Annotated in this window: 24 protein-coding genes; 2 read left to right on the plus strand and 22 right to left on the minus strand. The window is 28.2% G+C overall.

Going from position 1 to position 16073, the window contains the following annotated elements; all coding sequences use genetic code 11:
- From ABXT52_RS03280 to ABXT52_RS03310, 7 genes are all read right to left on the minus strand, one after another.
- Positions 1-192 (minus strand): bL33 family ribosomal protein, encoded by a 192-nt coding sequence (locus ABXT52_RS03280; RefSeq protein WP_271511131.1) that lies wholly within the window; start codon positions 190-192, stop codon positions 1-3.
- Position 193: 1 nt separating this feature from the next.
- A complete protein-coding gene (locus tag ABXT52_RS03285) occupies positions 194-571 on the minus strand; it encodes a MerR family transcriptional regulator (protein ID WP_415272447.1) in 378 nt (125 codons plus the stop codon).
- A complete protein-coding gene (locus ABXT52_RS03290; protein ID WP_415272518.1) occupies positions 561-695 on the minus strand; it encodes an HU family DNA-binding protein in 135 nt (44 codons plus the stop codon). Before ABXT52_RS03290 ends, ABXT52_RS03285 begins: the two co-directional genes overlap by 11 nt.
- Positions 691-864: an HU family DNA-binding protein gene (locus ABXT52_RS03295; protein WP_415272448.1), complete on the minus strand. Its 174-nt coding sequence runs from the start codon at positions 862-864 to the stop codon at positions 691-693. The genes ABXT52_RS03290 and ABXT52_RS03295 overlap by 5 nt, the downstream gene beginning before the upstream one ends.
- Entirely contained in the window at positions 864-1868 is a 1005-nt protein-coding gene (plsX, locus tag ABXT52_RS03300; protein WP_415272449.1) for a phosphate acyltransferase PlsX, read from the minus strand. Before plsX ends, ABXT52_RS03295 begins: the two co-directional genes overlap by 1 nt.
- Positions 1869-1883: 15 nt before the next feature.
- Entirely contained in the window at positions 1884-2066 is a 183-nt protein-coding gene (gene rpmF / locus ABXT52_RS03305) for a 50S ribosomal protein L32 (RefSeq protein ID WP_415272450.1), read from the minus strand.
- Positions 2067-2176: 110 nt separating this feature from the next.
- On the minus strand, positions 2177-2419 hold the full coding sequence (locus ABXT52_RS03310) for a ubiquinol-cytochrome C chaperone family protein (RefSeq protein ID WP_415272451.1): 243 nt from the start codon (positions 2417-2419) through the stop codon (positions 2177-2179).
- Positions 2420-2538: 119 nt separating this feature from the next.
- On the opposite strand from ABXT52_RS03310, the gene ABXT52_RS03315 reads away from it, so the two are divergent.
- Entirely contained in the window at positions 2539-3015 is a 477-nt protein-coding gene (locus ABXT52_RS03315; RefSeq protein WP_415272452.1) for a hypothetical protein, read from the plus strand.
- Here ABXT52_RS03315 and ABXT52_RS03320 read toward each other — a convergent pair.
- The 11 genes from ABXT52_RS03320 to ABXT52_RS03370 form a co-directional block, all read right to left on the minus strand.
- Positions 3002-5107, minus strand: coding sequence for a sodium-translocating pyrophosphatase (locus ABXT52_RS03320; protein WP_415272453.1), 2106 nt, complete (start codon positions 5105-5107; stop codon positions 3002-3004). The two genes, ABXT52_RS03315 and ABXT52_RS03320, sit on opposite strands and share 14 nt — an antisense overlap.
- Positions 5108-5194: 87 nt before the next feature.
- Positions 5195-6154: a thiamine-phosphate kinase gene (gene thiL, locus ABXT52_RS03325; protein WP_415272454.1), complete on the minus strand. Its 960-nt coding sequence runs from the start codon at positions 6152-6154 to the stop codon at positions 5195-5197.
- Positions 6147-6551, minus strand: a complete 405-nt coding sequence (locus ABXT52_RS03330) for a transcription antitermination factor NusB (protein ID WP_415272455.1) — start codon at positions 6549-6551, stop codon at positions 6147-6149. The genes thiL and ABXT52_RS03330 overlap by 8 nt, the downstream gene beginning before the upstream one ends.
- A gap of 2 nt (positions 6552-6553) precedes the next feature.
- Positions 6554-6940, minus strand: a complete 387-nt coding sequence (gene ribH / locus ABXT52_RS03335) for a 6,7-dimethyl-8-ribityllumazine synthase (RefSeq protein ID WP_415272456.1) — start codon at positions 6938-6940, stop codon at positions 6554-6556.
- On the minus strand, positions 6940-8040 hold the full coding sequence (ribB, locus tag ABXT52_RS03340; protein WP_415272457.1) for a 3,4-dihydroxy-2-butanone-4-phosphate synthase: 1101 nt from the start codon (positions 8038-8040) through the stop codon (positions 6940-6942). Before ribB ends, ribH begins: the two co-directional genes overlap by 1 nt.
- A complete protein-coding gene (locus ABXT52_RS03345) occupies positions 8027-8620 on the minus strand; it encodes a riboflavin synthase (RefSeq protein ID WP_415272458.1) in 594 nt (197 codons plus the stop codon). Before ABXT52_RS03345 ends, ribB begins: the two co-directional genes overlap by 14 nt.
- Positions 8621-8624: 4 nt before the next feature.
- Positions 8625-9725 (minus strand): bifunctional diaminohydroxyphosphoribosylaminopyrimidine deaminase/5-amino-6-(5-phosphoribosylamino)uracil reductase RibD, encoded by a 1101-nt coding sequence (ribD, locus tag ABXT52_RS03350; protein WP_415272459.1) that lies wholly within the window; start codon positions 9723-9725, stop codon positions 8625-8627.
- Entirely contained in the window at positions 9706-10164 is a 459-nt protein-coding gene (gene nrdR / locus ABXT52_RS03355) for a transcriptional regulator NrdR (RefSeq protein WP_415272460.1), read from the minus strand. Before nrdR ends, ribD begins: the two co-directional genes overlap by 20 nt.
- The gene (gene glyA, locus ABXT52_RS03360) at positions 10164-11474 is read right to left on the minus strand and encodes a serine hydroxymethyltransferase (RefSeq protein ID WP_415272461.1); all 1311 of its coding nucleotides are present in this window, start codon (positions 11472-11474) and stop codon (positions 10164-10166) included. The genes nrdR and glyA overlap by 1 nt, the downstream gene beginning before the upstream one ends.
- 2 nt (positions 11475-11476) lie before the next feature.
- Entirely contained in the window at positions 11477-11902 is a 426-nt protein-coding gene (rpiB, locus tag ABXT52_RS03365) for a ribose 5-phosphate isomerase B (RefSeq protein ID WP_415272462.1), read from the minus strand.
- 1 nt (position 11903) lies between these two features.
- Positions 11904-12545 (minus strand): aspartyl/asparaginyl beta-hydroxylase domain-containing protein, encoded by a 642-nt coding sequence (locus ABXT52_RS03370; protein ID WP_415272519.1) that lies wholly within the window; start codon positions 12543-12545, stop codon positions 11904-11906.
- Positions 12546-12618: 73 nt separating this feature from the next.
- On the opposite strand from ABXT52_RS03370, the gene hemB reads away from it, so the two are divergent.
- Positions 12619-13608, plus strand: coding sequence for a porphobilinogen synthase (hemB, locus tag ABXT52_RS03375; protein ID WP_415272463.1), 990 nt, complete (start codon positions 12619-12621; stop codon positions 13606-13608).
- Here hemB and recO read toward each other — a convergent pair whose 3' ends face one another.
- From recO to acpS, 4 genes are read right to left on the minus strand one after another with little or no spacing between them, the layout of a single operon-like run.
- Entirely contained in the window at positions 13609-14289 is a 681-nt protein-coding gene (gene recO, locus ABXT52_RS03380; RefSeq protein ID WP_415272464.1) for a DNA repair protein RecO, read from the minus strand. It lies immediately after the preceding gene.
- Positions 14286-14954, minus strand: coding sequence for a ribonuclease III (gene rnc, locus ABXT52_RS03385; RefSeq protein ID WP_415272465.1), 669 nt, complete (start codon positions 14952-14954; stop codon positions 14286-14288). Before rnc ends, recO begins: the two co-directional genes overlap by 4 nt.
- Positions 14954-15688 carry a signal peptidase I gene (lepB, locus tag ABXT52_RS03390; protein WP_415272466.1) on the minus strand — a complete coding sequence of 245 codons (735 nt, stop codon included), beginning with the start codon at positions 15686-15688 and terminating at the stop codon, positions 14954-14956. Before lepB ends, rnc begins: the two co-directional genes overlap by 1 nt.
- Positions 15685-16071: a holo-ACP synthase gene (gene acpS / locus ABXT52_RS03395; RefSeq protein ID WP_415272467.1), complete on the minus strand. Its 387-nt coding sequence runs from the start codon at positions 16069-16071 to the stop codon at positions 15685-15687. Before acpS ends, lepB begins: the two co-directional genes overlap by 4 nt.
- Between the last annotated feature and the right edge of the window lie 2 nt (positions 16072-16073).

Raw genomic sequence — 16073 nt, forward strand, 5'->3', positions numbered from 1 at the left:
TTATTTACTGTGTGGAGGTAATTTTTTTTCCACAAACATTTCATGTTTTCTTGTTGAGGGATTGTATTTCTTGGCAGACAATTTAACTTTAGCTTTTTCACCACCCGCTGGTTTTTTAACATAATAAAAAAATGAACTATCAGGTTTAGCCTCTGGTACTAGTCTAACTTTAACGTGTGTTTTTTTTGCCATACTATTTTAAACTTTTTATTTTTTTTATTAAATTAGAAATCTTTATAAGTTTATTTTTTAAACTATAATCAGTATTTATAGGATTATTTGGTAATTCGTCAAGTTTTAATGATTTATTGGAATTAAGAAATTTTTTAACACCAATAATTGTCATTCCCTGATCTTTAAGCAGATATTTAACTTTTTTTAAAACTTCAATAGTATCATTATTATAATATCTTCTATTACCATTTAAAATTTTTGGCTTAATTTGCTTAAATTCCTTCTCCCAAAATCTAATAGTATGAGTGCTCAAGGTTCCTTTTTTCTTGTTTACAAGATCAAGAATTTTAGCAACCTCACCTATTGACTTATAAGCATCATTATTTTTATGAATCATTCTTAGAATTTACCAAATCTTTAAATTCCTTAGAAGCTCTAAATAAAACAACATCTCTACTAGTTATAGTTGTTTGTTCTTTTGTTTTAGGGTTTCGTCCAATTCTACTTTTTTTTGCCCTAATAGAAAAAGTACCAAATTTTGAAAGTTTTAATTTTTTTTTCTTTTTTTAAATCTTCTAAAATCATTGAAAAAAAATCATCAATTAAATTTTCTGAAATATTTTTTGAAAAACCAATTTGCATATAAATTGAATTTATAAGGTCTTTTTTTGTTAAATTAGTTCTTTCCATTAACTTATATTATTTCTTATCTTTTCTATTAAATTACCACTAACAATTCTAGTACAAACACTTAGAGAGTTTGAAAAACCTATATAATCTGTACCACCATGGCTTTTAATAACTGGAGAATCTAAACCTATGAAAATTGCACCATTGTAAAGTCTTGGATCTAGTCTTGCTTTGAATCTTTTTAAATTTGAAATGTTTAGTAAAGATGAAATTTTTCCAATAAAGTTACCTGTCATTGCTTTTTTTAATTCATTTGTAATAAAGTTAGCGGTTCCCTCGGCAGTTTTTAGAGCAATATTTCCAGTAAAACCATCTGCAACTATAACATTTACATCGCCATTCATTAACTGATTACCTTCGATATAACCTTTAAATTCAAAATCTGAATTATTTCTTTGTTTTAATTGTTGGTAAGTCTCTTTTATTATTTCATTTCCTTTAATTTCTTCAGAACCAATGTTTAATAAAGCAACTTTTGCAGTATCCTTGGGATATAAAGATCTAAATAATGAAGATCCCATAATAGAAAAATCAATTAAATTTTTTGGACTACATTCGATGTTTGCGCCCAAGTCTAATACAACGCTCATATTTACTTTATTTGGCCAGAGAGCTGAGAGTGCAGGTTTATCAATATTTTCAATCATCTTAAGATTAAGCTTAGAAATAACAAGTAATGCTCCAGTGTTTCCAGCTGAAATAACTATATCTGATTTCTTTTCTTTAACACTCTGTATCGCTAGCCACATGCTAGTGTTTTTTCCTCTTTTGGCCCCTTCTAAAGGACTGTCTGTGCCCTTAACCAAATCATTGGTGTGGATTATTTCAAAAACAGATGCAGGTAACTGATCATTAATGTGGTTTTTAATTTTTTCTTTATCACCAAAAATTTTGTAAAAAGTATTAACATTTGTTTTATAATGGTGAGCTATTCCATCTATAACTTTTTTTGGTGAATTATCACCACCCATTGCATCAACTGCAATCTTAATTATTTTGTTCATTTAATTTTTGGGCTTTTATTCCTTAGGGTCTAAAACTTGTCTTCCTCTGTACATACCTGTCTTTAGGTCTAAGTGATGAGATAATCTATATTCTCCTGATTTTTTATCCTCAACAATATTGGTAGATTTGAACTTCATATTCTGAGCTCTTCTCATTCCAGTTCTTGACGGTGATTGTTTTCGTTTTGGTACAGCCATAATAAAATTAATGCTTAACTACACCTTTTATATGAGAATTTAAAGTATTATTTAATAAAAACTTCTTATATTTGTCAAAATATTCAATTAAATAATCAATATTTACATCATTATTTAAAAATATTGACAAAATCTTTTTTTTTTGATTCTTTATTTGAATCATCCCAAGTATGAACTTTATCAATCATACTATAGAATAAATTTAGATAATCCTTCATTTTTTTATTTATAGATTGGTCCCCATAGCCTATCTCTCTAACACTCAGCTCCATTTGCCTAAAGACAAAATCATAAATATCTTGCAATAAGTCTTTATCATTTTTTTCTTTATAAATTTTTAAAAAAAAAAGCAAAATGTAATAGAAAAAAGATCAATCTATCCGAAAAAGTGTCTTGATTTTTAAAACCTTTATATAATTCTTTATTTCTAGTTAATTTAACTAAATTATTGTAAATATTTATGTAATTATTCATGAAAATTTTATTATTATTAACTGTTTTTATTTTATTTGCAAATTGTACCAACAAATTAGCAATTGATCATCATGGTGTAAATAAACTTAGTGTGAAACAGAATAAGCTTATATTAAACGAAACCAATAAAAATGATATAATTAAAATTTTAGGACCTCCCTCAACTACAAGTTTTTTTGATAATGAAATTTTATTTTTTATAGAAAGAAAAGAAGCTGCAGGATCTATCTTAAAATTAGGTGATAAAAAAATTATAACTAATGACGTTTTAATTATAGAAATTAATAAATACGGCTTATTAGAAAAAAAAACTTTTTATAATATGACTAAAATGAAAAAAATAAAAATTTCGAAGAATAAGACAGAGGTCAATTACCAAAAGGATACATTTATATATGATTTTTTATCTAGTATGAGACAAAAAATTAATGATCCTCTTGGTAAGAGAAAAAAAAAAATAATTACCCTGCTATAACAGCCAATAACAACAAGGCTACTATATTAGTAATTTTAATCATTGGGTTTACAGCTGGACCGGCTGTATCTTTGTAAGGATCGCCAACTGTATCACCAGTTACTGCAGCTTTATGTGCTTCAGAACCTTTCCCTCCATGATTGCCATCTTCAATATATTTTTTTGCATTATCCCAAGCACCACCACCAGCAGTCATTGAAACAGCTACGAATAATCCTGTTATAATTACTCCCAATAACATTGCACCAACTGCAGCCAAAGCCGCAACCTGTCCACCTATTAGAAGAATAATAAAATATAAAGCAATTGGAGATAAAACTGGCAATAATGATGGTATAATCATTTCTCTTATTGCAGCAAGAGTTAATAAATCAACAAGTTTAGCATAATCAGGTTTTTGTTTGCCTTTCATTATACCAGGATACTTCTTAAACTGTCTTCTTACTTCTACAACAACAGCACCACCTGCTCTACCTACGGCCTGCATGCCCATTGATCCAAATAAATATGGAAGCATTCCACCGATTAATAAACCAACTACAACATAAGGGTTTGATAAATCAAAAGTTACAACAATACCTTCAAGTTTTGAACCAGCAACACCTGAAAAGTGTTTAATGTCTTCAACATAAGCTGCAAACAATACTAGAGCACCTAAACCTGCTGAGCCAATAGCATAACCTTTGGTAACAGCTTTAGTTGTATTTCCTACCGCATCTAATGCATCTGTAGTTTTTCTAACACTGTTAGGTAGTTTAGCCATTTCAGCAATACCGCCTGCATTGTCTGTGACAGGTCCATAAGCATCTAGTGCTACTACCATACCCGCCAGCGCAAGCATTGTAGTTACAGAAATAGCAATACCATAAAGACCAGCAATTGAGTTTGTTGCTAATATACCTGCAACGATAATTAAAGCTGGAACAGCTGTAGCTTCCATTGAAACAGCTAAACCTTGGATTACGTTTGTTCCATGACCTGTAGTTGACGATTTAGCAATACTTCTTACTGGTCTATATTCAGTGCCAGTGTAGTATTCAGTAATCCAGATTAATAATCCAGTAATAACAAGACCAATTATTCCACAATAATATAAACTCATACCAGTGAAAGATTTTCCATTAACATTATATTCACTTGCAAAACCAATAACATAATCTGTAACTGGATATAAAATTACTAGCGAAGAAATAGCTGATACAACAAAACCTTTGTATAAAGCGTTCATTACATTTTTACTTTTTCCAAGTTTAACAAAAAATGTTCCAAGGATTGATGTTAAAATACAAGCACCACCAATGGTTAGGGGATAAATCATCATGTTAATATCACCATAGAAAAAGATAGAAGAAAGAACCATTGTTGCAACAATCGTTACGGCATAAGTTTCAAATAAATCTGCTGCCATACCAGCACAATCTCCAACATTATCTCCAACATTATCAGCAATTACCGCTGGATTTCTAGGATCATCCTCAGGAATACCCGCTTCTACTTTGCCTACTAAGTCAGCACCAACATCCGCACCTTTAGTAAAAATTCCACCACCTAATCTAGCAAAAATTGATATTAAAGAAGCACCAAAACCTAAAGCAACTAATGCATTAACAACTTCTCTATCGTCAACTCCAGCTTTTAATAAAAGATAATAATAAACTGCAATCGCAAGAAGAGCTAATCCAGCAACTAACATACCAGTTACAGCACCTGATTTAAATGCAACAGCAAGGCCGCTTGCTAAACCTTTTCTTGATGCTTCTGCAGTTCTAACGTTAGCTTGAACAGACACTAACATTCCAACGTAACCTGCTATACCTGATAATGTAGCTCCAATAAAATAACCTAAGCCAACTAATGGGCTAAATACCAAGCAAATAATAACTAAAACAACAACTCCAACCACGGCAATTGTTTTATATTGTCTTGCTAAATAAGCCTTAGCACCAATTTGAATTGCTGATGCTATTTCTTGCATCTTAGCATTTCCTGCGCTTGAGTTAAGAATATTTTTACCAGTAAAGTAACCATAAACGATTGAAAGAGATCCTGCCGCAATAGTGTATAATAATATTGTTTCTATTAGTGAGTTCATTTTGCCTTTGGTTGTTTAGTTGTTAAAATTTTATTGTTTAAAGTCCGGACAATACAAAAAAAGCAATAAAAGGCAATATTTAACTTTTTAAAACTTATGAAAATAACCTTTGTTTTTAAGGGTAATTTTCCTATTTTTACCATCTATAATAGATGATTTTTCAACATAGCTTTGGATTGAGCCAATTTTAGTAAGCTTAACTCTACAATTAGAAGCTATTTTTTTTATGATTCTCATCTTATTTTTAGAGGCTGTAAATAAGACTTGATAATCATCACCGTTAGAAATGAAATTAATTTTGGATAATTTTTTAAGATCAAGTAACTTTTTAAGGTTATTTGTAATTGGGATATCTTTTAAAAAAAGTTTATAAGATAATTTTTGATTATTAATCATTTTATCGAGGTCTGCTAATAATCCATCAGAGATATCAATTGAAGTATTAGCAAATTTCTTGATTTGATCAATTAATTTTAATTGAATATTTGGCATAAAATATTTTTTAGTAAAATATTTTTTTAATTTTTGATTAAGCTTAATTTTATTTTTTAAAACTAGTAGACCTAAATAGCTATCACCTAAATTTCCAGACACATATATATCATCATTAATTTTAGCTTTGTTTCTATGAATTATATTATCAGCAAAACCTATTGAGGTAACTGTAAAACTTAACTTGTTTGAAAAAACTGTATCTCCACCGCTTAAAAATATTTTATATTTATTTTGTTCTTGATTAAGTGATTTGCTAATTTTTGATAAATTTAATTTAGAAAAACTTTTTTTATTACCTGACCCTGAAATAAAATAATATTTTGGCTTAATACCTTTGCAAACCAGGTCTGAAATTGATGATCTAATTATTTTTTTAATGACTAACTCAGGTTTCTTAAAGTCTATGAAATGATTACCTTCAACATATGTGTCAACTGATACTGCTAATCTATTTTTTTTATCAAAAAAAACATCATCATTTAAATTTAGAGCACTTGGTGATTTTTTAGAAAGTTTTTGGAAATAATTTTTTATTAATTCAAATTCATGCATTAGGTATTCTTATTTTTTTTGCTATTTTGTCTAATATTGCATTTAAATATTTAGTTTGACCATCTTCTAAAAAAAAGTTTGATGCATTAAGATATTCTTTAATAATTATTTTGGTAGAAACTTTGGGTTTATATAAAAACTCAAATATAGCAGACTTTACTATAACTTGAAAAACCTGATCTAAATTTGTTAATTGCAAGTCTTCACTTAAATATTTTTTAACCTCTTCTTTAATAACTTCATCTCTCTCAATAGTTCCTAAAACTACATCTTTAATAAATTTTTTAAATCTATGTTTCGGAAAGGTTAAATCAGTGTCATCATTAAAGAAATTACCATATAATTTTTGGATAATTATAACCCTTGGGCTTTGATTTGGGTTATAAGGAGTTCTCATTATTATTGAGAAAGGACTGATATTACAGCTTGAGCTGCTTCTTTTCCCTTTTTCTTCCTAGCTATAGCTTGACGCATATTAAGACAGGTAATAATTCCATTACCAATAGGTTTTTTGTTTTTTACAGATAGTTTCATTATCGCATCAGTTGAAGAATGAGAAATAAAGTCAAAATGGGGTGTTTGACCCTTAATAACACAACCAAGAGCTAAAAAAGCATCATACTTTTTAATATTCTTTGAAATAGTAACTGGTATTTCAAAAACACCTGGAACATTGATAATTTTTATTAAACTAGATTTAGGTAATGTGCTCTTTGCACTACTTAGCAAACCTTTTGATATATCCTTATAATAATCTGCAATAACTATTAAATATTTTTTTTTCATTAAATAATTTCTTGTTTGGCAATCTTTATATCATAACCCTCTAAACCAATAACTTTTTTAAGGGATTTAGTAATTAATATCATATTTTTAATCTTTAAATCTTTAATTATTTGAGCTCCAATACCATAGTTTCTTATAAGTTTATCATTTCCCTTTTTATAAAAATCTTTGTTCTTATAATCCTTGAGTGTTTGTGTAACAGATTTTAAGTTTGTATCTTTTATAAAAACTAAAACGCAGTTATTAAATTTCTTAAAATAATTTAAAGTTTTATCAAATGAATTTGGTAATTGTTGATTGATTAAATAATTTTGAACTACATTAGATGAAATTACTCTAACTCTCGGTATTATCCCTTTTTTAATATTGCCTTTAATTAGAGCAAAGTGCTCAGATCCATCTAAAAGATTTTCATAAATTCTAATTTTATATTTCTGATTTTTAACTTCAATATCAGATTGTTTTTTAAGTTTAATTAGTTTTTCTTTTTTTAAACGATAAGCAATAAGGTCTTCAATTTTACCTATCTTTAAATTATGTTTTTTTGCAAAATTAAATAAGTCTGGACCTTTGGCCATTGTGCCATCTTCATTCATTATTTCACAAATAACTGCAGAGTTATTCTTTTTAGCAAGTTTTGAAATATCAACAGAGGCTTCTGTGTGACCAGCTCTTACTAGAACACCCCCATCTTTAGCAATAATTGGAAAAATATGTCCTGGTGATACAATGTCATTCTTATTTACATTTTTCTTTGAGGCAATTTTAATTGTCTTTGCTCTATCTTTTGCTGAAATTCCAGTTGTTATTCCTTTTTTTGCTTCAATAGAAATTGTAAAGGCAGTTTTATTTCTTGATTGATTTATTGGTGACATCAAAGATAAATTTAACCGTTTTGCCTGTACACTATCTAGTGCTAGACAAATTAATCCACGACCATATTTGGCCATAAAATTTATATTTTTAGCAGTTGAGTCGGTGGTTGATATTATCAAGTCTCCTTCATTTTCTCTTTTCTCATCATCAACTAAGATGAACATACCGCCCTTCTTTGCGATATTAATTATACTTTCAATGGAGGCATAATTATTTTTTTTCATTAAAATGATTTCTAACGTATTTAGATAAGATATCTATCTCTATATTAACTAAGCTGTTCTTTTTTAATGAAGATAAATTGGTTAGCTTGAAAGTGTGTGGAATAACCCAAATTTGAAAACCTTTTTTGGTTACTTTGGATATTGTTAAAGAAATTCCATTTATACATATAGAAGCTTTATCAATTAAATTTGCTCTTTCTTTTTTAACAATTTCAAAGTCAAATAAATATGATTTATCAATCTTCTTAATGCTCTGAATTTTACCTACAGCATCAATGTGACCTTGACAAATATGACCTGATATTTTTTGACCAAATTTTAAGGGAAGTTCAAGATTAATTTTGTCATTTATTTTTAAGAATTTAAATTTTGATCGTTGTATGGTTTCATCAGAAAGATAAAATTCCATTATTTTATATTTAATATCAATTAATGTTAAGCAAACACCATCACAAGCGACTGATACACCTAGGTCTTTACTTGTTAACTTTAAATCAGTTTTTACAAAAATATTAATACCTTTTGATCTTTTTTCAAATCTAGTGATTAAACCTTGGTTAAAAATTATTCCATTAAACATAATATTATTTGTAAAGTGTAATTACATCTTTGCCTAATTTTTTATTAATTTTCAATTTATTTTTATAATTTTTCTTTAATTCATTAAGAAAACTAAACTCTTTATGGTTAACCAACTTTGATAAACTTTTTGCACATTTGTATAGATAAAATTCATTAAATAATCTTTTTTTAACAATGTGTTTGGAAAGATCATTTCCTCCTTCAACTAATAAATTTCTACAACCAAGGACATGAAGTTTCTTTAAAATTGATTTAATATCAAATTTATCTTTATTTAATTTACCTTTAATTAAAGTTATACCTTTTTTTTTAAACATTAATTTCACTTTAGTTTTGGCGTTATGATAAAAAATTATAGTATTGTTTTTATTTGCTGTTTTAAAAATATATGAATTTTTTTTAGTTTCTAAATTTCTGTCTAAAATTATTCTTTTAGGTGAAAATTTATTCAAACCTTCTAGTCTACAGTTAAGCTTTGGGTTATCTTTTTTAAGAGTTTTGGAAGTAATCATTAAGGAGTCATTTTTATATCTAAGAAAATGTGTAAATTTATCAGTATGAATATCTGAAATTTTTTTTGTATCTTTGCTATATATTAAATTATTTCTAGAAATTGCAATCTTACCAGTAACAAAAGGAAGGTTATTTTTTCTATTAAAAAAATAAGGTGTATACAATTTATTAATTTCTTTTTTGAGTAAATTTTTTTTTACTAAAATATTTTTAGATTGAAGAATTTTTAGAGTTTTGCCTTTAACTTTTTTATCAATATCTTCCACTGAATATATAACTTCTTTAATTTTATTTTTAATTATAATATTTGTGCACGGAGGAGTTTTTCCATAATGACTACAAGGTTCAAGGGTCACATACATTTTTGAACCTTCTAAATTTTCATTTGAATTTTTAATGGCATTAAATTCCGCATGAGGTGTGCCTTTAAAACCTGTTTGACCAATTGATAGTATTTCATTATTTTTAACAATTACACAGCCAACCGAAGGATTAATTCCAGTTAGTCCATGCCGAGCTTTTGCCAAATTCAAGGCAAGCTCCATAAAAATTTTATCTTTGTTTGAAAATTTATCTTTTTTTGTAGACATCTAATTTGTCCACGAATTGCACAAAGTCTTTTTCTTCTCTAAAATTTCTATAAACAGATGCAAATCTAACATACGCAACAGGATCAAGATCTTTCAAACCTTCCATAACCAATGTGCCAATTGTATTTGATGAAATTTCACTTTGACCAAGCTCCTCAAGTGCTCTTGAGATTCGACTAATAAATTTTTCAGCTGTTTCGGTATCAATAGGTCTTTTCTTTAATGCTATGTAAATTGATTTAGAAAGTTTATCTCTGTCAAATGATGATTTTCTTCCATTCTTTTTAACAACCATTATTTCTCTAAATTGAACTCTTTCAAAAGTTGTGAATCTAGCACCACATACACACAACCTTCTTCTTCTTATCGCAGTTCCATCTTCAGTGGGCCTAGAGTCTACTACAGATGTTTCACCTTTTTTACAAATTGAACAAATCATTACTTTAAATTCTTATATATCGGAAAATGAGATGTGAGTTCAATAACTTCATTTCTAACTTCTTCTTCAATTTTAGTGTTGTCCTCAGGATTTTTAGATAACCCTTTTACAACCTTAGTTATTAATTCACCTACCTTTTCAAATTCTTTTAATCCAAAACCTCTAGTTGTTGCAGCTTGAGTTCCTAGTCTTATGCCAGATGTAATCATTGGCTTTTCTGAATCGAAAGGTATTCCATTTTTATTGCAGGTAATGTTAGCATTTGAAAGGCTTTCAGCAGCAGCATTACCTTTGACATTAAAAGGTCTTAGATCAACTAACATTAAGTGCGTATCTGTTCCACCAGAATAAATCTTAAAACCATTATTCTTAAGTGTCTCTGATAAGATTTTGGCATTAGCTAAAACTGATTTAATATAATCTTTAAAATCTGGTCTTAATGCCTCTAAAAACCCAGCAGCCTTCGCTGCTATAACGTGCATCAATGGTCCACCTTGATAACCAGGGAATACCGCTGTGTTAAATTTTTTTGCTAAGTCTTCATGATTAGTTAAAATAATTCCACCTCTGGCACTTCTAAAAACTTTATGGGTTGTTGAGGTTACTACGTGTGCATGGTCACAAGGATTTGGGTAACCTTTACCAGCAACTAAACCTGAAAAATGAGCCATATCAACCATCAAATATGCTCCTACTTTGTCAGCAATTTCTCTAAATCTTTTAAAATCAATTACTCTAGAGTATGCACTACCACCACAAATTATAAGTTTTGGTTTATGCTCTAAGGCAAGTTTTTCGACATTATCATAATCAATAAGTTCAGATTCTTTATCAACATCATACCCTATTGGATTAAACCATTTACCTGACATTGAAATTTTTAATCCGTGTGTAATATGTCCACCTGAATCTAAACTCATTCCCATGAATGTATCGCCTGGATTTAATAGCGCTAAAAATACAGCTCCATTTGCTTGTGCTCCAGAATGTGGTTGGGCGTTTGCAAATTTACAATCAAACAACTTTTTTAATCTTTCAATTGCTAAGTTTTCAGCAACATCAACATGTTCGCAGCCATTATAGTATCTTTTTCCAGGGTACCCTTCAGCATACTTATTTGTAAGTACAGATCCTTGTGCTTCTAAAACAGCTTGTGAAACAATATTTTCAGATGCAATTAATTCAATATGTTGTTGTTGTCTTTTTAACTCATCACTTATGGCTTTATGTAATTCCGGATCAGCTACAGATAAACTGTCCTCAAAAAAACTTTTATAACTTTCATTTAGATAATTTTTTTCACTAGACATAATTAAATCTTTTTAATTCTTTTTGTGTGTCTTCCGCCTTCAAACTTTGTATTTAAAAAAACACTGACACAATTTAAAGCATTTTTTTTAGTAAGTAGTCTTGATCCTAATGTAATGATATTTGCATCATTATGCAATCTTGATAATTTTGTGGATTTTAAATTAAAACACTGAGCTGCACGTATGTTTTTATGTCTATTTGCCGCAATATTCATGCCCATCCCAGAGCCACAAACTAATATACCGGTATGATGGTTATTTGCTTTAACTTTTCTTGCAACTTTATGAGCATAATCAGGATAATCAACACTATCACCATTGAACGGACCTAGGTCTGTGTAGTTAATTTTTTTTTTATCAAGATGAAGTTTAATTAATTCCTTTAACTTATAACCAGCGTGATCTGATGATAAAAATATTTTTTTCAATCTAATTAAACTTATAATCTAAAACACATGCTACTAAATGAACTCTATTTTCTTCTCCACCATTAAAAGCATTATGATATTTTGTATTGTTGGTAACCCACACCGATCCATCTGCAGGCATATGTTTTGCAACATTATCTATAACCATTAAACAGCCAGGATTTGTAATCAGGGGTATATGCAGCCTTGGTTCTGGATCTCTATGCCAACTCAATGTTGATCTTGGTTCTTTTAATAAAATTCTTATCCTACCTAATTTGTATTTTGACGAAAGCACATCAAATACTTCTTTAAAATAAGTATTTTCATAATCCTTTATAAATTCTGAGTAAGCAGATTCATCTATTGCAACGTCTCTAGTAACTTCTTTTCCTGACTTGTCTGGTTTTGTCCAATACGAACCTCTAGCATTACTGCCTTTAACAGAATCTGGGTCACCAGGAATTTGTGTCAAACAAATAGCTCCAAAGTGAGCAATACCACCGCCATCATCAAATTTTCTAGTTTGAACAATTTGGTTATAAGCCTCTTGAAGTTTATTAATGTCAAATTTAATGTCTTGTTTTTGAAAATCACTAAAATCTAAAACTTTTTGATCTTTCTTTAGTTCTAAGTCTATTATGTTTTTATTGTTCATGATTATGCAAGTTGTTTTCTACATTTTTTAATATATATTTGTATAATACATTTGTCGCATTTTAAAAGCAGATTTAAACATGATTACAGGAAATTACCCAAATTTGAGACTTAGACGTAGTCGTAAAAACGACTGGTCCAGAAGATTAATACAAGAGAACAGTCTTTCATCTAGTGATTTTATATTACCTATATTCTTAATTGATGGAAAAAATATAAGACAATCAATCAAAACAATGCCTGGTGTTTATAGGTACACAATAGATAAGCTTGGAACTATTGTAGATAGAGCAATTAAGAACAAAATACCTATGGTTGCATTGTTTCCCTATACAAATAAGACAAAAAAAAACGATATTGGTACTGAAGCATTAAATGAGGATAATCTTGTTTGTAAAGCCATTCAATATATCAAAAAAAGATATAAAAATGAAATTGGTATTATGTGTGATGTAGCTTTAGATCCATACACTTCTCATGGTCATGATGGCTTAATAAAATCAGGCTACGTCTTAAATGATGAAACTATTGAAGTATTGATCAATCAATCATTGTTACAAGCAGAGATTGGTTGTGATGTTCTTGCTCCTTCAGATATGATGGATGGAAGAATAGGTAAAATAAGAAAAGCTTTAGATAAAGAAGGTCATGAAATGGTTCAACTGCTTTCTTATGCGGTTAAATATGCTTCAAGTTTTTATGGGCCATTCAGGGATGCAGTTGGTTCAAAAGGTTTGTTAAAAGGAGATAAGAAAAGTTACCAAATGGACTTTAGAAATAGTAATGAAGCAATAAGAGAAGTGGCTCTAGATATTAAAGAAGGTGCTGATATGGTTATGGTTAAACCTGGTATGCCATATTTAGATATAATTAAAACAGTTAAAGATAATTTTAAAATTCCTGTTCTTGCCTATCAAGTTTCTGGTGAATACTCGCTATTAAGTAATAGTATTAAAAAAGGTCTAATAGATAAAAACTCAGTGTTGGAGAGTTTGATTTCTTTTAAAAGAGCTGGAGCAAACGCTATAGTAAGCTATTACGCTGATAGAATTAACGATTTAATCAAATAATTATTTTAAAAGATTGATAAAATTAGTTCTAGAAGTAGGAAGATTCAAATTATTTGGTTTTAGAATACTTTTTTCAAGGTAATCACTGACAAGTTTTAGACCTTTGAGTAAATTTTTTAAATTAACATCCATATTATTTTCATCTATTAGAAAATTTGGAATGCTTTTTTTTTCAGTTGAAGATTTAACGTAATAATTAACTTCACTATCAACAATTTCTTTTTCAGCCATAGTTTTTAATTCTAAATCATATCCCAATAATTTTAAAAGTTCTAACTCCCAGAAAATATATTTTTGTATCCAATTATCAGACGTTAATATTTCAAAAAATTTATCAATTAATTTAAAAATTTCTTTATTAGATTGAGCTTCGGCAGTAAGAAGTTTTATAAGATGCATTGCTGACGTAATGCATGATAGTTTTTGATTTTCGTCAAAATAGAGTGGAGTTAATGCTTTTAAAATTTCTATTTTAAAATAACCAATTCTAGTAACACTTTTAGAATTATAGTTTACATAGATTTTATTGCCAATTTGCAAATAGTTTTTGATTTTTTTTGAAGTTCCACCAAAAATTATTCCTGAAATTTTTCCATGGTTTTCTGTGAAAACTTCTGCAATTATTGAATTTTCACTGTATCTATTTTTAGAAACTAAATAAGCGCTATCGTCCCAATTCATTTTTTAAAAACATCCTCAAAACATAAAGATGCAGCATTTTGTTCTGCTTCTTTTTTAGAAGTTCCTTCAGCTGTGAAAAATTTAGTATTTTTTAATTTAACAGCAACTTTAAAGAGTGGTTTGTGTCGAGGCCCAGTATTAGATATTAGTTTATAAATAGGTAGCACTTTAAAAGTTTTAAGTGAGTATTCTTGGAGTTTTGTCTTTGCATCAATTTGAGTTACTACACTTGCTGTAATATGGTCACTCCATAAGTTAAGAATAAATTTTTCAGAAAAATTTAAACCTTTGTCAAGATAGATCGCTCCAATTAAAGCCTCTAAACAGTCCGCTACTATTTTATCTTCAATTTCAATTTTTTTATTCTTAGGATTTAAAACTAAAATATATTTCTCTAGTTCAATTTTTTTAGCGATTTCTAAACATTTTTTTTTATTTACTAATGAAGCAAATTTTTTATCTAACACCCCTTCTCTTTCTTCTGGATAAAGTTCTAATAATTTTTTTGCAATAATGAGACCTAAAACTCTATCTCCTAAGAATTCAATCTTTTCATTATTATTTATTGAATCAAAACTTTTATGCGTTAAGCTTTTAATAAAGATTTTTTGATCTGAAAATTTTAACTTTAATTTCTTTTCTAATGTTGTGGGGTTAGTTTTCATTAAATAATTTTCTTAAAAAATCTGTCAAATCTAATTGTCTTATGCCATTTCCAAAAAGAAAAAATATTTCCAATTCTAAAATCAGATGAAAAAAAAATAAATTGAGCTTTACCAACTAAATTATCTTCATGGACATATCCAACGCTAGTTAAGTATCTACTATCTTTAGAGCAGTCTCTGTTATCTCCTAAGAAAAAGTAGTGTTGAGTAGGAACTATAAAATTATCAGAATTTTGAAAGCTATAATTTTTTAGATATACACTATTATGTGTTTTTCCATTTGGAAGTTTTTCCTCAAATGAATTAACATCTATAGTTTGATTTCCACAATAAATTTTATCATTTTGGGCAATTCTAGATTTTAATATTGGATTATTGTTTACAAATAAATTACCATCAATGAATTGAATATTGTCACCCGGTAGGCCAATTAATCTTTTAATATAATCCGTTCTATTATCAGCTGGTGTTTTAAAAACAACAACATCACCAACCTTAGGTTTATTAGAAAATAGTCTTCCATTTATTATTGGTGGGCTAAAAGGAAAAGAATGCTTACTATAACCATAAGAGTACTTCGTAACAAATAATCTATCACCAATTAAAAGTGTTGGTTCCATTGATGATGAGGGAATATAGAAAGGTTGAATAAAAAGAGATCTAATAACAATAGCTATTACTAAAGCATAAAAAATTGTCTTAATATTATCATTTATAATCTTTTTTGTTATCATTTTTTTTGTAAAATTACGTAGGCTATAGAATATTTTTTTTCATCTGAAATTGACAGAAAGAAATCAAAGGATGATATTTTAAATTGCTTTTTAACAATTTTTTTAATTTTATCTGTGACTACAAATGAGGGTTTACCTAACTTATCATTAATTACAGTTATATCCTTAAAATTTAAATTCTCACTAAAACCAGTTCCAATCGCTTTAGAAAAAGCCTCTTTAGCAGCAAATCTTTTAGAATAATAAGATTTTTTATTAGTTATGTTTTTTGCTAACGATATTTCTGAACTAGAAAAAACTCTTTTAATAAAGTTAACGTTTTTTAAAGATTTATGTATTCTAATATTTTCTACTATATCAACACCAATACCAAGAATTTTCATAT

Origin of the sequence: Candidatus Pelagibacter sp. Uisw_121 (assembly GCF_047722545.1) — a bacterium.
Classification (GTDB): Bacteria; Pseudomonadota; Alphaproteobacteria; order Pelagibacterales; family Pelagibacteraceae; genus Pelagibacter.